Source organism: Magnetospirillum gryphiswaldense MSR-1 v2, from assembly GCF_000513295.1.
GTDB lineage: Bacteria > Pseudomonadota > Alphaproteobacteria > Rhodospirillales > Magnetospirillaceae > Magnetospirillum > Magnetospirillum gryphiswaldense.
In genome coordinates, this window is the sequence record NC_023065.1 from 3,716,431 (window position 1) to 3,735,267 (window position 18,837).

Annotated in this window: 17 protein-coding genes; 13 read left to right on the forward strand and 4 right to left on the reverse strand. The window is 64.5% G+C overall.

Translation table 11 applies throughout. The features are described from left to right. Nucleotides 1-185 precede the first annotated feature (185 nt). Nucleotides 186-1,169, reverse strand: coding sequence for an amino acid ABC transporter substrate-binding protein (locus MGMSRV2_RS17830; RefSeq protein ID WP_041633758.1), 984 nt, complete (start codon nt 1,167-1,169; stop codon nt 186-188). An 81-nt stretch (nt 1,170-1,250) separates the two neighbouring features. Here MGMSRV2_RS17830 and MGMSRV2_RS17835 point away from each other — a divergent pair, with 81 nt between their 5' ends. The 4 genes from MGMSRV2_RS17835 to MGMSRV2_RS17850 all read left to right on the forward strand — a co-directional run bounded on the left by MGMSRV2_RS17835 (nt 1,251) and on the right by MGMSRV2_RS17850 (nt 7,246). Continuing rightward, entirely contained in the window at nt 1,251-2,609 is a 1,359-nt protein-coding gene (locus MGMSRV2_RS17835) for a GGDEF domain-containing protein (protein WP_024081775.1), read from the forward strand. Between the two features lie 142 nt (nt 2,610-2,751). Further along, nucleotides 2,752-5,040, forward strand: a complete 2,289-nt coding sequence (locus MGMSRV2_RS17840; RefSeq protein ID WP_024081776.1) for an NADP-dependent malic enzyme — start codon at nt 2,752-2,754, stop codon at nt 5,038-5,040. A 1-nt stretch (nt 5,041) separates the two neighbouring features. Beyond that, nucleotides 5,042-6,439, forward strand: a complete 1,398-nt coding sequence (mgtE, locus tag MGMSRV2_RS17845) for a magnesium transporter (protein ID WP_024081777.1) — start codon at nt 5,042-5,044, stop codon at nt 6,437-6,439. A 348-nt stretch (nt 6,440-6,787) separates the two neighbouring features. Beyond that, nucleotides 6,788-7,246, forward strand: coding sequence for a GNAT family N-acetyltransferase (locus MGMSRV2_RS17850; protein WP_024081778.1), 459 nt, complete (start codon nt 6,788-6,790; stop codon nt 7,244-7,246). 12 nt (nt 7,247-7,258) lie between these two features. On the opposite strand, the gene MGMSRV2_RS17855 is transcribed toward MGMSRV2_RS17850, so the two are convergent. Next, nucleotides 7,259-7,408 (reverse strand): DUF1674 domain-containing protein, encoded by a 150-nt coding sequence (locus MGMSRV2_RS17855; protein ID WP_024081779.1) that lies wholly within the window; start codon nt 7,406-7,408, stop codon nt 7,259-7,261. 9 nt (nt 7,409-7,417) lie between these two features. After that, nucleotides 7,418-8,911, reverse strand: a complete 1,494-nt coding sequence (gene xseA / locus MGMSRV2_RS17860; RefSeq protein WP_242410701.1) for an exodeoxyribonuclease VII large subunit — start codon at nt 8,909-8,911, stop codon at nt 7,418-7,420. 90 nt (nt 8,912-9,001) lie between these two features. Here xseA and purD point away from each other — a divergent pair, with 90 nt between their 5' ends. Further along, nucleotides 9,002-10,285, forward strand: coding sequence for a phosphoribosylamine--glycine ligase (purD, locus tag MGMSRV2_RS17865; RefSeq protein WP_024081781.1), 1,284 nt, complete (start codon nt 9,002-9,004; stop codon nt 10,283-10,285). After that, nucleotides 10,272-11,000 carry a DNA alkylation repair protein gene (locus MGMSRV2_RS17870; protein WP_024081782.1) on the forward strand — a complete coding sequence of 243 codons (729 nt, stop codon included), beginning with the start codon at nt 10,272-10,274 and terminating at the stop codon, nt 10,998-11,000. Before purD ends, MGMSRV2_RS17870 begins: the two co-directional genes overlap by 14 nt. On the opposite strand, the gene gcvA is transcribed toward MGMSRV2_RS17870, so the two are convergent. After that, nucleotides 10,997-11,887, reverse strand: coding sequence for a transcriptional regulator GcvA (gene gcvA, locus MGMSRV2_RS17875; RefSeq protein ID WP_024081783.1), 891 nt, complete (start codon nt 11,885-11,887; stop codon nt 10,997-10,999). The two genes, MGMSRV2_RS17870 and gcvA, sit on opposite strands and share 4 nt — an antisense overlap. A gap of 101 nt (nt 11,888-11,988) precedes the next feature. On the opposite strand from gcvA, the gene MGMSRV2_RS17880 reads away from it, so the two are divergent. The 7 genes from MGMSRV2_RS17880 (at nt 11,989) to MGMSRV2_RS17910 (ending at nt 18,813) form a co-directional block, all read left to right on the forward strand. After that, on the forward strand, nt 11,989-12,855 hold the full coding sequence (locus MGMSRV2_RS17880; RefSeq protein ID WP_024081784.1) for a DMT family transporter: 867 nt from the start codon (nt 11,989-11,991) through the stop codon (nt 12,853-12,855). A gap of 70 nt (nt 12,856-12,925) precedes the next feature. Next, nucleotides 12,926-14,566, forward strand: a complete 1,641-nt coding sequence (locus MGMSRV2_RS17885; protein ID WP_024081785.1) for an EAL domain-containing protein — start codon at nt 12,926-12,928, stop codon at nt 14,564-14,566. Between the two features lie 92 nt (nt 14,567-14,658). Then, entirely contained in the window at nt 14,659-17,193 is a 2,535-nt protein-coding gene (locus MGMSRV2_RS17890; RefSeq protein WP_024081786.1) for a sensor histidine kinase, read from the forward strand. After that, on the forward strand, nt 17,190-17,567 hold the full coding sequence (locus MGMSRV2_RS17895) for a response regulator (protein WP_024081787.1): 378 nt from the start codon (nt 17,190-17,192) through the stop codon (nt 17,565-17,567). Before MGMSRV2_RS17890 ends, MGMSRV2_RS17895 begins: the two co-directional genes overlap by 4 nt. Further along, on the forward strand, nt 17,564-18,019 hold the full coding sequence (locus MGMSRV2_RS17900; RefSeq protein ID WP_024081788.1) for a cache domain-containing protein: 456 nt from the start codon (nt 17,564-17,566) through the stop codon (nt 18,017-18,019). Before MGMSRV2_RS17895 ends, MGMSRV2_RS17900 begins: the two co-directional genes overlap by 4 nt. A gap of 9 nt (nt 18,020-18,028) precedes the next feature. Then, nucleotides 18,029-18,439, forward strand: coding sequence for a response regulator (locus MGMSRV2_RS17905; protein WP_024081789.1), 411 nt, complete (start codon nt 18,029-18,031; stop codon nt 18,437-18,439). Continuing rightward, nucleotides 18,436-18,813: an Hpt domain-containing protein gene (locus MGMSRV2_RS17910; protein ID WP_024081790.1), complete on the forward strand. Its 378-nt coding sequence runs from the start codon at nt 18,436-18,438 to the stop codon at nt 18,811-18,813. Before MGMSRV2_RS17905 ends, MGMSRV2_RS17910 begins: the two co-directional genes overlap by 4 nt. The last annotated feature ends 24 nt before the right edge of the window (nt 18,814-18,837 follow it).

An 18,837-nucleotide genomic window follows, 5' to 3' on the forward strand; every position in this document is an offset into this window, starting at 1 on the left:
TTACCATCCCAAGCCGGCGGACACGGTGGGCACAAAGCCCATGTGTTGCAGATTAGGCCCGCAAGCTTTTAAGGAAGGTTAATACCCGGCAAACTTTGCCGGGTGATGGGGTTTTCGACCCATAAAGCCTGCGCGGTAATTGAGCGGCCCCGTCCACGGGCCGGCCCTCGGCCCCAAAACCCCAATCAGCGCAGCGGCGGCGCGTACAGCAATCCGCCTTCGCTCCACAGCGCGTTCTGGCCGCGGACGATGCCCAGGGGCGCGAGATTGCGGGCGAAGATTTCGCCGTAATTGCCAACGCTGGCGATGATGCGGCGAGCCCAGGCCTGATCCAGGCGCAGATTGGCGCCGAACCCGGGTTCCTCGCCCAGCAGGCGGCGCAGTTCGGCATCGGCGGCGGGCACGCTTTCCAGATTGTATCGGCCCAGGCCGCGAGCCTCGGCGATGATCGGGATCAGCATGGACCAGCGGACGATGGAAAACCACTCGGGGTCGTTGTTGAAGATCGCTGGCCCCAAGGGTTCCCGCGAGATGATGGTGTCAAGCAAGACCCAGGATGGTTGGGTGGCGCTGCGGCGGTTCTTCTGCACCGCCAATTCGGTGCTGTCGCCGGTGACGGCAGTGCAGCGGCGTTCGGCGAAGGCGCTGAACTTTTCCTCGCTCGACGACAGGGCCAGCACCTTGGCGGCGCTTTTGCGCCGGCTCAGGTATTCCGCCAGATTGTTGGCCGAGGTGGTGCCGCTTTGCACGCAGATGGTCGAGGTCGCCGCCCACGGATCGGCGATGTCGGCCCATTTCATGAAGCCCTGACCGTCATAGAAGGCGATGGCGGGAAAGCTGGCCATCATGGTGGTGTCGCGGTCGAAGGTCCAGGTGGTCATGCCGAAGGCGACGTCCAACTCGCCCTCGGCCAGGGCGTGGAACTTGTATTTGGTGGTGACCCGCTGCACCTGGATGGCCTGGGGGTTTTTCAAGATTGCGGCGGCGATGGCCCGGCACAGATCCACTTCCAGCCCCACCGGCACGCCGCGATCGTCGAAGCCGCCGAACCCCGGGGTCTGGTCGACGCCGCACACCACCTTACCGCGGGTGAGCACCCGATCCAGCACCTGACCGGCCAGGGCCGGGGTCGGGGCCGGGGCGGAAAGGGCGAAAAGCATCGCCGTCATAAAGGACAAAGCACGATACCGCATTACAGCCCCTTTCCCTCTTGCCGTCCACATACTAGGGTAAGGTGTGACGGAGAGACAATGCCGAGACTGATCCCGCAGCCCGATGAAATGCCATCGAGCATTTTTCGCTATCTGGTCGCCCGCGCCACCGTGGTGCTGGTGCTGATGGCGGTGGTGGCGGGCGCCTCGATTTTGGCGCTGTTGCAGGCGCGCATGGACAACAGCATCCTGGCCGACATGCATGTGCCGCGCTTTCGTTCGGCGGTGCATCTGTCCATGGACGCCAATGCGGCGGCGGCGCTATCGGTGCGCATGTCCACCGCCAGCAGCCAGGGCGAGCGGCGCAGCTTGCTCGACCGTCTGGCCGAACGGCATCAGGCCATGGAAGAGCGCATCGCCCAGATGGTCGACAGCGGGGTCGATTCCGCCTCGGTGGTCTCTATCCGCCGCCTGCGTGACGGCCTGATGGACGGCGCCGTGGCCATTTCCGCCATCGCTCAGGAAGAGATCACCCTCAGGGCCATGACCGTCAAAAATCCGGCGGTACAGGAACGCCTGGAGGAATTGGAGCAACGGCGCCGCAACCTGATCCTGCGCCAGCAGGATCTGTCTTCCGAACTGTCCGGTTTCGTCACCGCCCTGGCTTCCGAAGCCGGACGGCATTTCGACGACCAGCGCGAAATATCGGGCCGGACGGCGTTGAAGGCGGTGGCGGTGGTCGGCGCCTGCGCCCTGGCCGCCATGGTGGCGGTGATCTGGATGTATTGGGGACTGCGCCGTCACGTGGTCGACCGTATCCTGGCGTTGCGCGCCGCCATGCTCAACTGGCACGGCGGCGCCGTGGTGGTGCCGCGTGAAGGTAATGACGAAATCACCCAGATGTCCGACACCCTGGTGGATCTGATCGCCACGGTGGAGCGGCGCAATGCCGAGCTCGAGGTGATGGCGTCCACCGATCCGCTGACCGGATTGACCAACCGCCGCCGCTTCGCCGAACGGGCGGACGAGGAAATCCGCCGGGCCCAGCGTTATGACGTGGCCCTGACCCTGATCGTCGGCGACGTCGACCATTTCAAGGCGGTCAATGACGGCTGGGGCCACGATGTGGGCGACCTGGCGCTTCGGCACGTGGCGTCCATCTGGCGCGACCAATTGCGCGATGTCGACCTGTCGGCCCGCATCGGCGGCGAGGAATTCGTCGCCCTGTTGCCGGAAACCCCATTGCCCCAGGCCGAAGGCGTGGCCGAGCGCATCCGCGCCGCCATCGCCGCCACGCCCTTGTCCACCGAGGGGGTGGCCGTCATGCACCTGACCATCAGCCTGGGAATCGCCGCCCTGTTGCCGGGCGAAACCCTGACCGACCTGATGCGCCGTGCCGATCAGGCCATGTATCGGGCCAAGCACAGCGGTCGTAATGTGGTGCGCAGTGCAACATGAGTGGTTGGCATTCGGATTTCCGAAAATTACGCGGCAAATCGCCGTCTCGGGCTTGTTGTTTGCCTGGGAAGGGCGTATGCGATGAATTCCGCCATTGGCGGGCAAAAGAGTGAGCAATAATATTACCCGAGGGCGTCTTGTTATGAGCATATCGGACGAATTGCGCGACAGCGCGCTGGAATATCACCGCCTTCCCACCCCCGGGAAGATCAGCGTCACCCCGACCAAGCCCTTGGGCAATCAGCGTGATCTGGCGCTTGCGTATTCCCCCGGCGTCGCCGCCGCCTGCGAAGAGATCGTGCGCGACCCCGAGGCGGTATCCGAGATGACCGCGCGCGGCAATCTGGTGGCGGTGGTCACCAACGGCACCGCTGTCCTCGGCCTGGGCAATATCGGGCCGCTGGCCGCCAAGCCGGTGATGGAAGGCAAGGGCGTTCTGTTCAAGAAGTTCGCCGGCATCGACGTCTTCGACATGGAAATCGCCGAGAACGATGCCGACAAGCTGGTCGACATCATCGCCTCCATGGAGCCCACTTTCGGCGCCATCAATCTGGAAGACATCAAGGCGCCGGAATGCTTCGAGGTCGAGCGCAAGCTGAAGGAACGCATGTCCATTCCGGTCATGCATGACGATCAGCACGGCACCGCCATCGTCGTCGGCGCCGCCATGGTCAATGCGCTCAGGATCGTCGGCAAGGATATCGGCAAGGTCCGTCTGGTCGCCTCGGGCGCCGGCGCCGCGGCTTTGGCCTGTCTGAACCTGCTGGTGTCCTTGGGCGTCAAGCGCGAGAACATCTGGGTCACCGACATCAAGGGCGTGGTCTACAAGGGCCGCAACGAATTGATGGACCCCTACAAGGAAATCTTCGCCCAGGAGACCGATGCCCGCACGCTCGATGACGTCATCGGCGGCGCCGACATCTTCCTGGGGCTGTCGGCACCGCGCGTGCTGACCGGCGACATGGTGGCGAAGATGGCCGACCAGCCCATCGTCTTCGCCCTGGCCAATCCGACCCCGGAAATCCTGCCCGACGAGGTCAAGGCGGCGCGCAAGGATGCCATCATCGCCACCGGGCGCTCGGATTACCCCAATCAGGTCAACAACGTCCTGGTCTTCCCCTATATCTTCCGCGGTGCGTTGGACGTGGGCGCCACCCAGATCAACGAGGAAATGAAGCTGGCCGCCACCTATGCGCTGGCGGAACTGGCCATGGCCGAATCCGATGAACGCGTGCGCGCCGCCTATGGCGAGCAGCGGCTGTCGTTCGGCCCGGAATATCTGATTCCCAAGCCGTTCGATTCGCGCCTGATCCTGAAAATCGCACCGGCGGTGGCCCGCGCCGCCATGAGCTCGGGCGTGGCGCGGCGCCCGATCATCGACTTCCAGGCCTATCTGGAACGGCTGTCGCAATGGGTGTTCCGCTCCGGTCTGGTGATGAAGCCGGTGTTCGACCGCGCCAAGCAGGACGTGCGCCGCGTCGTCTATTGCGAAGGCGAAGGCCGCCGGGTGCTGCTGGCGGTGCAGGCGGTGGTGGATGAAGGCGTCGCCTTCCCCGTCCTCATCGGTCGCCGCGACGTGGTGGTCAAGCGCATCAAGGATCTGGATCTGCGCCTGACCATCGACGAGGATTTCGAACTGTGCGACCCGCAGGACGATCCGCGCTACAACGATTATTGGCGCAATTATCACACGTTGCTGGAACGCAAGGGCGTCAGCCCCGATTATGCCCGCACGGTGGTGCGCACCCGCTCCACCGTCATCGGCACGCTGATGGTGCGCCGGCGCGAAGCCGACGCCATGATCTGCGGCACCATCGGGCGCTATGACAAGCACCTGGAACATATCACCGACGTCATCGGCGTGCGCGACACCGTCAAGGTGCCGGCGGCCATGAACCTGCTGATCATGCCCCAAGGCACCTTCTTCATCTGCGACACCTATGTGACCGCCGATCCCAGCCCCGAACAGATCGTCGAGAACACCTTGCTGGCGGCGGAAGAAGTGCGCCGCTTCGGTATCGAGCCCAAGGTGGCCTTCCTGTCGCATTCCAATTTTGGTGCCCGCGACACCGCCTCGGCGCAAAAGATGCGCGCCGCCATCGCGTTGTTGCACGAACGCGCCCCCTATCTGGAGGCGGAAGGCGAAATGCATGGCGACGCGGCGCTGGAAGAAAGCATCCGCTCGCGCATTTTCCCCAACTCGCGCTTGAAGGGGCAGGCGAATCTGTTGATTATGCCCAACCTGGACGCGGCGAACATTTCGTTCAACCTCTTGAAGGTTCTGGGGGAAGGCCTGTCGGTCGGCCCCATCCTGATGGGCGCCGCTTTGCCGGCCCATATTCTGACGCCTTCGGCGACCGTGCGGAACATTGTCAACATGACCGCACTGGCCGCTGTCGACGCCCAGATGGCAGCCCATCAGCGGGGATAGTTTGGCGAACGAAGACAGCAAAGCGCACGAACCGGCCCGGATCGAGATCGAGGACGACCTGTACGGCCTTGACCCGGATTTCGTGCGTGCTGTCGAGGATGCGTTGGAACAGGGCGACGCGGCCACCGCCGCCGCCCTGACCGCGCCTTTGCATTATTCCGATGCCGCCGATTTGCTCGACCGCCTGTCGCCCGAGGACCGGGTGCGGCTGGTCGAGGTCTTACGCGCCGATTTCGAGCCGGAAATCCTGACCGAGCTGGATGAAGGCGTGCGCGATCAGGTGATCGAGGCGCTGGGCTTCGCCGATCTGGCCACCGCCATCTCCGAACTGGATTCCGACGATGCGGTGTGGCTGGTGTCGCAGTTGGACGAGGACGAGCGCACCCGCGTGCTCGATGCGCTCAGCTCGGAAGACCGCGCCATCGTCGCCCAGGGTCTGTCCTACCCGGAATATTCCGCCGGGCGCATGATGCAGCGCGAATTGGTGGCGGTGCCGGCCTATTGGACGGTGGGCGAAACCATCGATTATTTGCGTGCCAGCACCACCATCCCCGAAGCTTTCTACGACCTTTACGTGGTCGATCCGCGCCATCGCCCCATCGGCAAGATCGGACTGGCCAAGCTGGTGCGGTCCAAGCGGCCGCAGCGCCTGCGCGAGATCATGGACGACGAAAGCATCACCGTGCCGGTGGCCGCCGACCGCGAGGAAGTGGCCTTCCTGTTCCGCCAGCACGATCTGGTCTCGGCCCCGGTGGCCGATGGCGCCGGGCGTTTGGTCGGCGTCATCACCATCGACGACGTGGTCGACGTCATCGACGAGGAAGCCGCCGACGACATGCTGCGTCTGGCCGGCGTGCCCGACACCGATCTTTACCGCGCCGTCAAGGATACGGTGCGCGCCCGCATCCCCTGGCTGTTGGTCAATATGTTGACCGCCATCCTGGCCTCCAGCGTCATCGGCCTGTTCGAGGCCACCTTGGAAAAGATCGTGGCCCTCGCCGTGCTGATGCCCATCGTCGCCGGCTTGGGCGGCAATGCCGGTACCCAGACCCTGGCGGTGGCGGTGCGCGGTCTGGCCACCAAGGAGCTGGATTCCGACAACGCCCTTCGCATCATCGGCAAGGAAGTGCTGGTCGGCTTCATCAACGGCACTGTTCTTGGGTGCATCATCGGTCCCATCGCCTGGGCCTGGTTCGACATGCCCATGGTCGGCGCCGTCATCGGCGCGGCGGTGGTGTTCAACCTGCTGGTGGCCGGGTTGATGGGGTCGCTGATCCCGTTGACCTTGGAAAAGTTCGATGTCGATCCGGCGGTGGCCAGTTCCATCTTCCTGACCATGTGTACCGATTCCTTGGGCTTTTTCGCCTTCCTCGGGCTGGCCACCTTGCTGTTGCTGTGATTCTTGACTTAGGCGGAAAATCGGCGGCATAATAAGGGCGTAAGAGAGAGGCAAATGAGGTCAAGTTACCTTCGCCAGTCTCTAATGTTCCGGCCAACGACTCCGCTTCCTGTGAAGCAGCCGAGCCGGAAGGGAGGGTGTGTAACGGCATGACACCGCCGGGTTACAGTGGAGATGCCGATTAATATGGCATCGAACAGGTGTGACAATCAGAAGTACTTCTATCGGCAACTTGCCGAATACTAGGCCGGTGCGGCCAAAAACCGAAAGCCCCGCGATGCGCGTTGATTCGCCCGCGGGGCTTGGTTTATCTGGACTATCGATGATGATGCCCAAAGGGGGGCGCGCATGGTCGCGGATTTGCTGGTCAGGGCGGCGCAAGACGCCGATTCACGCGATATCTGGTGCTGGCGCAACGATGCGGTCACCCGCGCCATGTCGCTGTCCACCACCGAAATTTCCTGGGACGCGCATGTGGCGTGGTTCGCCCAGGCCCTGACCGATGTCAGCCGGCGTTTTTATGTGGCGGAAGCGGGCGGCGCCAAGGTGGGGATGTGTCGCTTCGATCTGGCGTATGACGGCGCCAGCGCCGAGGTTTCCATCAATCTCAACCCGGATCTGCGCGGTCAGGGATGGGGCGCGCCCGTGCTGGCCGCCTGTATCGCCCGGTTCCGCCAGGATTTCCCCGTCACCATCACCGCCACCATCCGTCCCGACAACGCGGCCAGCCAGCGCATCTTCGCCCGCTGCGGCTTTGTCCTGGTCGACAATGAGGGCCGCGATGGCTTCGGCCATTACCGTCTGTAATCTGGCCGGGGGTCAGAAATCGGAACAGCGCCCAGCTTTTTCCCAATCGCCGAAGCGGGTGGGTTCCGGCCCGGCGGGGCCGCCGATTTCTTCCGCCGGCTGCTTGGGTTCCGCCGTGGGCGCGGGTTCGGCTGCGGGCTTCTTGTCGTCGTCATCGTTCATGCGGATATCCTATAACAGGCTGCCCTGGCGGATGTCGTCCTTGCCCTTTTTCGGGCGCGGCGATGCCGGCGGCGCATTGGCACCGACCACCACATCGGTGGTGCCGTCCTTGAATTCAATGCTCCACGCCGCCCCGGCCTGGGCATCGGCGGCCGATACCAGCTTGCCGGCATCGTCGCGGATGACGGCGAAGCCGCGATCCAACACGTTCTTGTAGCTATAGCTTTCCAGCAGCTTGGCCGAGGCGTCCAGCCGCCGGGCCTGCTCGGCCAGCAGACGGGTCACCGCCGGGGCCAACCGCTGACCCGTCTGCTCCAGGCGCAGACTGTGTTTTTCCTGGCGCGACTTTTCCGCCTGTAGCGCGCTTTTGATGGCGTGGGTCAGGCGGGTGGACAGGCTGTCCAATTGGTGCGTCTTGGCCGCCAGCAATTCACGCGGATGGCGCAACTGGGCGGCCGAGCGGTCAAGGTCGGCATGGCGGCGGTGCAGTAGATTGGGCAGGGCCAGTTTCAGCCGCTCGGCCCTATCGTCCAGTTTCAGCCCGGCATCGTCCAGCACCCGGCGCGGATTGGGCAGGGCTCGGGCCAAATGCTGCACGCGGTTGCGGCGATCTTCCAGCCCACGGGCGGTACTGCCCACCAATCGGGCGGCGCAATCGGCCACAGTGGCCACCAGTTCGGCCCGCACCGGCACCGCCATTTCGGCGGCGGCGGTGGGGGTGGGCGCGCGCAGGTCAGAGGCGAAATCGATCAAGGTGGTGTCGGTTTCGTGCCCGACCGCGCTGATCAGCGGAATGGCCGAAGCGGCGGCGGCACGCACCACCACTTCCTCGTTGAAGGCCCACAAATCTTCCACCGAGCCGCCGCCGCGCGCCACGATCAGCACATCGGGGCGGGGCACGCCGTTGGCCGGCAAGGTGTTGAAGCCGGCGATGGCGCGGGCCACCTGCTGGGCGGCGCCGTCGCCTTGCACCGCCACCGGCCACAGCAACACCCGGCGGGGGAAGCGGTCGGCCAATCGGTGCAGGATGTCGCGGATGACCGCGCCGGTGGGCGAGGTGACGATGCCGATAATTTCGGGCAAAAACGGGATCGGGCGCTTGCGGCCCTGGTCGAACAATCCCTCGGCGGCCAGCTTGCGGCGGCGGTCTTCCAGCAATTTCAGCAGCGCGCCCTGCCCGGCCAGTTCCATGCGCTCGACCACCATCTGGTACTTGGAGCGCCCGGGATAGGTGGTCAGCCGCCCGGTGGCGATGACCTCCATGCCGTCCTCGGGATTGATGCCCAGCTTGGCCGCCTGACCGCGCCAGCACACCGCGTCCAGCACCGCCTCGGCATCCTTCAGGGCGAAATAGAGATGGCCGGAGGAATGGCGTTTGAAGCCGGAAATCTCGCCCCGGACGCGGACATGGGCAAAGGTTTCCTCGACCGTGCGCTTGAGCGCACCGGACAATTCGGCGACGGAGAATTCAGGGACATTGCTGGCGGGGCGCGGTTCGTTCATGGCGGCGATCATGGCGCGTCGCGGCGATGATTGCAAACCCGTGCCGTCGTGCTAAAACCGCCCCACATGAAAATTGGCGGAGTTGGCCCGATGAAAGTCCTGGTGGTCGGCGGCGGTGGCCGCGAGCATGCGTTGTGTTGGAAGCTGGCCCAATCGCCGCTTTTGACCAAGCTGTGGTGCGCGCCGGGCAATGCCGGGATCGGTACTGTGGCCGAATGCGTGGCCATCGGCGCCGAGGACGTGGCCGGGCTGGTCGCCTTCGCCAAAGACAACGCCGTCGATCTGGTGGTGGTCGGCCCGGAAGGGCCGCTGTGCCTGGGTCTGGCCGACCGTCTGAGTGAGGCCGGCATCAAGGTGTTCGGGCCGTCGCAAGCCGCGGCCGAGCTTGAGGGCTCGAAGGGCTTCATGAAGGACATCGTGTGGAAGGCCGGCATCCCCACCGCCTGGTATGGCCGCTTCACCGACATCGACAAGGCCAAGGCTTTCGTCCGCGAAAAGGGCGCCCCCATCGTCGTCAAGACCGATGGTCTGGCCGCCGGCAAGGGCGTGGTCGTCGCCATGACCTTGGACGAGGCCTTGGGCGCCATCGACGACATGATGGGCACCAAGGTATTCGGCGATGCCGGCAACGAGCTGGTGATCGAGGAATATCTGGATGGCGAGGAAGCCAGCTTCTTCGCCCTGTGCGACGGCAAGACCGCCCTGGGTCTGGTGGCGGCGCAAGACCACAAGCGGGTCGGCGACGGCGATACCGGCCCCAATACCGGCGGCATGGGCGCCTATTCCCCCGCCCCGGTGGTGACGCCGGAACGGGAAGCCCTGGTGATGGAAACCTGCATCTTGCCGGCCATCCGCACCATGGCCGCCGAGGGCAAGCCCTATACCGGCGTGCTGTTCGCCGGCCTGATGTTCACCAAGAACGGTCCCCGGCTGCTGGAATTCAACGTCCGTTTCGGCGACCCGGAATGTCAGGTGCTGATGGCGCGGCTGAAATCCGATTTGTTGCCTGTGCTGCTGGCCGCCGCCGAAGGCCGTCTGGATCAGGTCAGCCTGGAATGGCGCGACCAATGCGCCCTGGTGGTGGTGATGGCCGCCGCCGGCTATCCCGGTTCGTACCAGAAAAACACGGTGATCGGCGGGTTGGATCAGGCCGGCGCGGTCGATGGCGTCACCGTGCTGCATGCCGGGACGGCCTTCAACGATCAAGGTCAGGTGGTCGCCACCGGTGGCCGCGTGCTGGGGGTCACCGCCATCGGCGACACCGTCAAACAGGCACGGGAACGGGCCTATAAGGCGGTGGATGCGCTGGACTGGCAGCAGGGTTTCTGCCGCCGCGACATCGCTTGGCGGGCGCTGGCCCGTGACGGCGCGTAAGGGCGCCGCCAGCCGCGCCGCTGTCGGGCCTGACCTGCTGGCGGCGTTGAACGCGGGGACGGAACAGACCCGGACGCTGTCGGAAGCGCTGACCATGGATTTGGCGGTGCTGCTGGAAAATGTCGCGCCCCGGGTGGATGCCGGGCCGCTGCGCGCCGTGGCCGGCGACGGCATCACCAAGCGTATGGATGTGGCCGGACGGCTGATCCTGCCCATATGGCGGGATTTGGCCGACCACCCGTCCGATACCGTGCGCGGCTGGGCCGCCTATGCCATCGCCGCTTTGGACGGCCTGTCCTTGGCCCAGCGGCTGGAGCTGATCCGCCCGCTGGCCGATGATGGTCATTTCGGCGTGCGCGAATGGGCGTGGTTGGCGTTGCGCCCGCATGTGGTGGCCGAGCCTTTGGCCGCCCTCGACCTGCTGCGCCCGTGGACGGCGGAGGCCAGCCCCAATCTGCGCCGTTTCGCCAGCGAGGCGACCCGCCCCCGCGGCGTCTGGTGCGCCCTTATCCGCCCGTTGCGGGCCGATCCGATCCCGGCCCGGGCGCTGCTGGAATCTTTATGCACCGACAGCCACCGCTATGTGCAGGATTCGGTCGCCAACTGGCTCAACGACGCCGCCAAGGATAATCCCGCCTGGGTGCGCGGCGTGCTTGACGATTGGCAGGGCAAGGCGACGCCTTACACGCTGAAACGGGCGGCGCGGTCGCTTTAACCGATCTCCGCCTCGCTCATTACCCAGGTGCGGAAGGCGGCGACCTTGGGGCTGTTCAGCCGGTTGGGCGGACAGACCAGATGATAGGCGTTGGTCAAGGGCTGGGCCGGGAACAGGGCGACAAGGCGGCCTTGTTCCAGTTCCTCGGCCACCAGGGTCTGCCACACCAAGGCCGCCCCCAGGCCCGAGGTTGCCGCCTGGATCAGCAGATTGGCATCACCGAACGCGCGTAGTTTCAACGGCCCATCGGCGGTGACGCCAGCATTCTTCAGCCAGCCGGGCCAATCGGGATAGGTGATGTCCCAGTTCATGCCCTCGTTGTGCAACAGCGTCGCTTTCAGCAGATCGGCGGGTGCGGTCAGGTCGGCGGCCAGACGCGGATGGGCCACCGCCACCACCGCTTCCGCCTTCAGCCGTTCCACGTGCAGGCCGCCGTAAAGGCCGTTGCCATAGCGAATGGCCAGGTCCACGTCCTCGGTGTCGAAATCCACCAGCCGCACCGAGGCGGCCAGATGCAGGTCGATTTCCGGGTATTGGATCTGGAAACCCTCCAGCCGCGGGATCAGCCAGCGGGCGGCGAAAGACGGCGGTGCCGACACCACCAGCGGGCCGCCGTCGCGCCCGACCCGCAATCGCTCCACCGCGCGCTCCAGCCGGTCGAAGGCGTCGGTCAACAGCGGCAGGGCGGCGGCGGCGGGTTCGGTCAGGCTGACGCCGCCGGCCCGGCGGAATAGGGCTTGGCCCAAATGATCCTCGAGCAATTTGATCTGCTGGCTGATCGCCGCCGGTGTCACGTGCAATTCGTCGGCGGCGCGGGCGAACGACAGGTGGCGGGCGGCGCTTTCAAAGGCGCGCAGCGAACGCAGCGGCGGCAGGCGGCGGACCATAAGAATTCCTAATCTTTGGGCTCAGAAACACTGGTTTGTATCATAAACACGGGCCGATCAGTATTTCCGGGCGAAAAGTTTTTCTGAAAAGGACCGGACCCATGCGGACCACCATTTTTCTGGTCGCCGCCGCCGCCATTCTGTGGGGTGCCAACTTCAATCTGTCCAAGCCGGTGGTGGCTGAGATGCATCCGCTGCTGGCCGGGGCCGGGCGTTTCGTCCTCGCCGCCGTGGTCATGGGGCTGATGGTGGCGTGGCAGCGGCGTAGGGTGCCGCTGATCCGGCATTTCCGCGCCTATACCTTGTTGGGTCTGGTCGGCGTCGGCGGCTTCAACGTGTTGTTTTTCCTGGGGATGCAAATGACCTCGGCGGTCAATGGCGCCCTGATCATGGCCATCAGCCCATTGGTAACCGCCGTCCTCGCCGCCCTGTTCCTGGGGGAACGGTTGAACCGGATGCAGATGCTGGCCTTGCCGGTGGCCTTGGCCGGGGTGGCGGTGGTGGTCCTGGGCGGCGGGGCCCGGCTGACGCTGTCGCCCGGCGATGCGCTGATGCTGGGAGCCAATTTCAGCTGGTCGCTTTACAACGTGCTGGGCAAGCGACTGATGCCGGCGGAAGACGGTCTGGTCAACACCACCGGCATCATGACCATGGGGGCAGTGGTGATGACCATCGCCGCCCTGGTCGTCGGCGTGCCGGCACAAATCCCCAGCCTGCCGTCGGCGGCGGCGCTGGTGTTCATGGCGGTGGCCGGCAGCGCCTTGGCCTATCTGTTCTGGAACCGGGGCCTGGCCCAGTTGGGGGCGGCGCGTACCTCGGTTTTCCTCAATCTGGTGCCGGTCTCGACCATGATCATCGCCGCCGCCACCGGGGCGCCGCCGAGCCCACTGCAACTGGTCGGCGCCGTGCTGGTGCTGGCGGCGGTCAGCGCCCCCATGGTCAAGCGACCGCGTGCGGCCACCGCCTGAAGTCTGCGGGCTTGCCATTGATGCTTGGGCGTTTCATCATACGAAAGGGATTGAACATTTCGGGGATATCATGGCCGACCGCGAGCGGGACCGCTTCGTCGCCCTGGCCTTTTGCCGCGCCGACATCTTGCTGGAACTGGATGATGACCTGGATGTGGTGTTCGCCGCCGGCGCCACCCAGGTATTGATGGGCACGGGCGCCGACGCCTTGCACAATCGTCCGTTCCTGGATCTGGTGGCGGAAGAGGATCGGGTGCTGGCCGGCGAGATGCTGGAGGCGGCGCGATCGCAAGGTCGTATCGACGACGTGGTGGTGCGCTTGAACGGCACCCGCCGCCGCCCCAATGTGGCTTTGGCCGGCTATCGGGTGCCCGATTTCGACAACCACTTTTTTCTGGCGCTGAAGCTGGAACCGGCTTTCCAGGCCGAACGCCCGGACGAAGCCGAGTTGAAGCGCGACGCCGAGACCGGCCTGTTGGACGAGGCGTCCTATGCCGCCCTGGCCGCTGACCGGGCCTTGGCCTTCAAGCGCGCCGGCGGGCGACCGCAACTGAGCGTGGTCAAGGTCGATGGGTTGGCAAGCCTGAACAAGGCCTTGGGCGCCTCCGACCGCAAGCGGGTGATGAGTACTGTCGGCGACATCCTCAACCAGCATTCCATCGGCGGCAATTCCGCCGGTCAGGTGTCGCCCGACAGCTTTTCCTATCTGCATCGCGACGACATCGACGCCGAGGAGATCGGCAACATGATCTCGCAGGCGGCGAAATCCCTGTTCAACGCCGATCTGAAAACCGAATCCCATACCCTGGACGCCGATGGCGCCGGGCTGGCCGAACATCAGGTGGCCAAGGCCATCGCCCACACCATCCGCCTTTTTTCCGAAACCGGTCAGGTGGACAAGAAGAAAAGCATCGGCCAGGTGCTGAAGGGGCTGGTCTCCGACACCATCGACAACGTCGCCTATATCCGCCGGTTGGCGGCCAAGCGCGAGTTCGACATGGCCTTCATGCCGGTGTGCGACATGCGGTTGGAGCGGGTCCACCATTTCGAGGTGCTGACCCGCTTCCGCGATGCCCGCCCCGGCGTGTCGCCCTATCACCTGTTCTGCTTGGCGGAAGAGATGGGCATCGTCGCCGAATTGGATATGGCGGTGGTGGAAACCACCATCCGCACCATCGCCGATCTGACCCGCAAGGGCGGTTTGCTGCCGGCGGTGGCCATCAACCTGTCGGGCCTGTCGCTGTCGTCTCAGCATTTCGTCACCGAACTGCGCAAGCTGCTGGCCCGTTCCGGGGTTCAGCCGCGCAAAATAATGTTCGAACTGACCGAATCGGTGAAGATCGAACAATTGGCCGAGGTCAACGCCACCATCCAGACCTTCCGCCAGCGCGGCTTCCGTTTCTGCCTGGATGATTTCGGCTCGGGTGCGGCCAGTTTCGATTACCTCAATGCTTTGGACGTGGATTTGGTCAAGTTCGATGGCCCGGTGATCAAGCGCGCCGCCGCCAGCCAGAAGGGCAGCGACCTGCTGGCCTCCATGGCCCGCATGTGTGCGTCCATGGGCATCAAGACCGCCGCCGAGATGGTCGAGGACAAGCGGCTGGCCGGACGCGTCTATCAATGCGGCGTCGATTTCGGCCAGGGCTGGCATTTCGGCAAGCCGGAATTCGATCCCTTCGTCTATGCCGATCGTTTTATGGGGGGTTTGTGATTTTTTCACATTCGACATAAAACGCGTTCACATGACTTTGCTACACCTCCTGCGGGCGCAGCCCGCTCTCTGGGCCTGATGGGGTTTCAGCCATGCTTTCCCGTTCTGGACTTGGTATCCGCACCAAGTTGATCGGCATCTTCGTCCTGATCAAGGTCATCCCCTTGGTGCTGCTGGCGTGGTTCGCCTGGCAGGGGCAGGTCTGGCTGGCCGACCGGGTGTCGGGCAGCGTCGTCGGCATGGTGCAGCAGATGCGCGAAACCGCCGAGATCGTGGCCAAAACCACCACCGACAGCGCCATCAAGGCCCTGGACGACGCCGCCCGCGAATCCATGGAACGCATGACCACCGACGTGGCCCGAGCGGTGGCGGCATTTCTGTATGATCGTGATGCCGACATCGCCTCGGCGGCATTGCTGCCACCCGATGCGGGCGATTATCGCCGTTTTCTTGCCGCCCGTACCCGTGGGGTGGAGCGTCATCACGCTTGGGTGCTGGCACCCGACGGCACCAAATGGGTGCCCGGTCCCGAGGCGACGCCGCGCTATGACCAGCCGCCGGCGCAGCCCAGCCTGCCCGATCAGGCGCGCAACTTCAATTATCGCCATCCCGACGCCGTTGGCCGCATCGAGGCCCGCCCCCTGTTCCTGGAAATGACCTTTGTCGGCCTGGATGGGATCGAACGGGTCAAGGTCACCAGCAGCGACCACATGAACGCGGCGTTGCGCGACGTGTCGCGGCGCGAGAACACCTATCTGAAGGCGGAAACCTATTTTCCGGCACTCCAGGCCTTGAAGCCCGGTGAAATCTATGTGTCCGACGTCATCGGCGCCTATGTGGGCTCGCCGGTCATCGGCCCCTATACGCCGGCGGCGGCGCAAAAGCGCGGGCTGTCCTTCGTCCCCGAACAGGCCGGTTACGCCGGGGTCGAAAATCCGGTAGGCAAGCGTTTCCAGGGTATCATCCGCTGGGCCACCCCGGTGGTCCGGGACGGCAAGGTGACCGGCTGGGTGACCTTGGCGCTGGACCACACCCATGTGATGGAATTCACCGACCACATCCTGCCCACCGGCGACCGTTATTCGCCCATTCCCGACGCCACCAGCGGCAATTACGCCTTCATCTGGGATTACAAGGGCCGCTCCATCGTCCATCCACGCCATTATTTCATCACCGGCTACGACGCCGAAACCGGCGAGCCGGCGCCGCCATGGATGGACCAGGGGCTGTATGACGGCTGGAAGGCCAGCGGCCAAAGCGTGTCCGATTATCTGGCCAGCGTGAAGACCTTCGACGGTCAGTCGTGGGACAAGAAGGGAGCGGTGCAGCAGATCAAGGCCGGTACCTTGGGCCTGGATTGCCGTTACCTCAACCATGCGCCGCAATGCACCGGCTGGATGGATCTGACCCAGAACGGCGGTTCGGGCTCGTTCGACATTTTCTGGAGCGGGCTGTGGAAGCTGACCACCGCCGCCGCCATTCCCTATCGCACCGGCCAATACGGGCAAAGCCCGCGCGGCTTCGGCTTCGTCACCATCGGCGCCAATGTGGATGATTTCCACCGTGCCGCCACCGAATCGCGGCAAGTGGCCGACCGTATCGTCGCCGAGCACGATGCCGACTTGCAAAGCCGGCTTGACGCGGTGCTGTCCCTGGTCCACACCCAGGTCACCACCATGGCCCAGCAATTGGCCGCATCGACGGTGATGATGAGCGCGGTGGTCATCGTCATCGCCATCTGGATGGCGTCGTTCCTGACCCGGCGCATCACCGCCGTGGTCCAGGGCATCCGCCGGTTCGAGGATGGCGACATGGCCCATCGCCTGCCGGTGCAGAGCAACGATGAGATGGGCGTTTTGGCGTCGTCCTTCAACGACATGGCCGACCGGGTGGGTGAATCCTTCCAGCGGGCGGAAGAAGCGCGGTTACGGGCCGAAGAGGCCAGCCGCATGAAAAGCGAGTTCCTGGCCTCCATGAGCCATGAACTGCGCACGCCCTTGAACGGCATCATCGGCTTCGCCGAGTTGATCAAGGATGATGCCGCCGACGAGGAGGTGCGCGAGAACGCCGAGATCATCGAGAAAAGCGGCAGCCATCTGCTCAATCTGGTCAACACCATCCTTGATGTCGCCAAGATCGAGGCCGGGGCCATGACCCTGGCGCGTGAGACGGTGGATATTCGCACCCTGGTGACCGACGTGGCCGCCATCCACCAGTCGGGTGCCGATGCCAAGGGGCTGGATTTCCAGGTGCAGCTGGCCGACGATTTGCCGCCCGCGTTGGTTACCGATCCGGTGCGGGTACGCCAGGTGCTGCACAATCTGTTATCCAACGCGGTCAAGTTCACCCAGGCGGGCCGGGTCCATACGGTGGTGGCGGCAGACAAGGATTCCGTCGTCATCCGCGTCATCGACAGTGGCCCAGGCATCGCCCTTGATCTGCAAGACAAGATTTTTGAAAAGTTCCATCAAGGCGACGCTTTTCTGACCCGGTCCCATGGCGGCACCGGGCTGGGGTTGACCCTGGCGCGTCATCTGGTGGAATTGATGGGGGGCGAAATGAGCTTGGAGTCACAGGTCGGACAGGGCAGCACCTTCGTCTTTACCCTGCCGGCGGGGCATTCATGAACGGGGAAAAGCGCGCCCTGGTGGTGGATGACAACGATGTCAATCGCATGCTGGCCGGACGTCTGTTGAACAAGGCCGGTTGGGTCGTCGACATGGCTGAGGATGGCGCCCAGGCGTTGGACTGGCTGGAGGGCAATCGGGTCGATCTGGTGCTGTTGGATATTTCCATGCCGGGCTTGAGTGGTGAGGATGTCTGTCGCACCGTCCGCGCCCGTCAATTGTGTCAAGGGGCCAAGGTGGTTGCCTATACCGCCCATGCCATGCCGGAGGAGCGCGAACAATTCCTGGCCTGTGGTTTCGATGCCATCCTGACCAAGCCCATCAGCAAGGCCGGCATGCTGGATCTCCTCAATACGTTGGGGCTGGGCTCATGATCGCCCGGCTGCTGGCACTTTTGTTCGTGTTGACGCTGCCCTTGGCGGCGCAGGCGCAGGACAAGATCGATCCGCTGATGGTGCGGGCGCTGACTCTGAAAGCCGCCACTTTACTGGCCGACGAAGGGGCCGAGGCGGCGCGCCCGCGCTTTCATGCCCAAGGTGAATTCCGCTTCGGCGAAATTTATGTCAACGTCATCGATCTGAACGGCGCCTGGGTGATCTATCCGCCGGCACCAAAGAACGAGGGCAAGTCGGTGCTGAACGTCACCGACAGCGATGGCAAATTGCTGGTCAAGGAAATCATCAAGGTGGCCGAGGACCAGGGCGAGGGTTGGGTGGAGTATCGTTGGCTCAATCCCGCCAGTAACCGCATCGAGCCCAAGCTGACCTTCGTCAAACGCGTTCCCGGCAAGGATCTGATCGCCTATGTCGGGCTTTATCGTCCATAGGGGAAAAGCATGACCGAGCAACTGGAACAGCGTGTCGGTGCCGCCCTGGCCGACAAGACATTGCTGGTGGTGGAAGACACCTCGTCGTCGCGGCTGCTGGTCGCCGGTCTGCTGCGCGGCCTGGGCGCGGCCAAGGTGGTCGCCGCCATCGATGGTCAGGACGCCTTGACCAAGCTGAACCCGGTGCCCGACGTGGTGCTGTGCGACTGGGTGATGCCGAAGATGGACGGGCTGGAATTGCTGACCCGGCTGAAAGCCGATCATCCGGGGGTCAAGTTCATCATGATGACGGTGAAGACCGAAGCCGAGGCGGTGATCCAAGCGCGCCAGCACGGCGTCGATGGTTATGTGGCCAAGCCGTTCACCCGCGACAGCCTGTTGGCGGCGCTGGCCAAGGTGCTTGGGGTGGCCGTCGCGTGACCGCATGGCGGGATGCGCCGCTGCTGGATGCTGGGGTGATCGCGCAATTGCAGGCCGATCTCGAGGCGGACGAGTTGGCGGAAATCCTGGCCGCTTTCGCCGCCGATATCCACAGCCGCGCGGACCAATTGGCCGCCGCCCTGGCTGCCGGGGACGCCGAGCTGGCACACCGTGCCGCCCATAGTCTGAAGGGAGCGGCGCTCAATCTCGGGCGCCAGCGTTTGGGGCTGATCTGCGCCCATTTCCAGCATGCGGGCCAGGCCGACATCAAGGCTCTGTGGCCCGAATTCGCCACCATCTGCGATGCCGTCTTGGCGGCGCAGGGGCAGACGGGTCTTGCCTTTGAGGTGGATTCGTCTATAGTCCGCGCTTAGACACATTCTTGCGTGCCTGTCCAA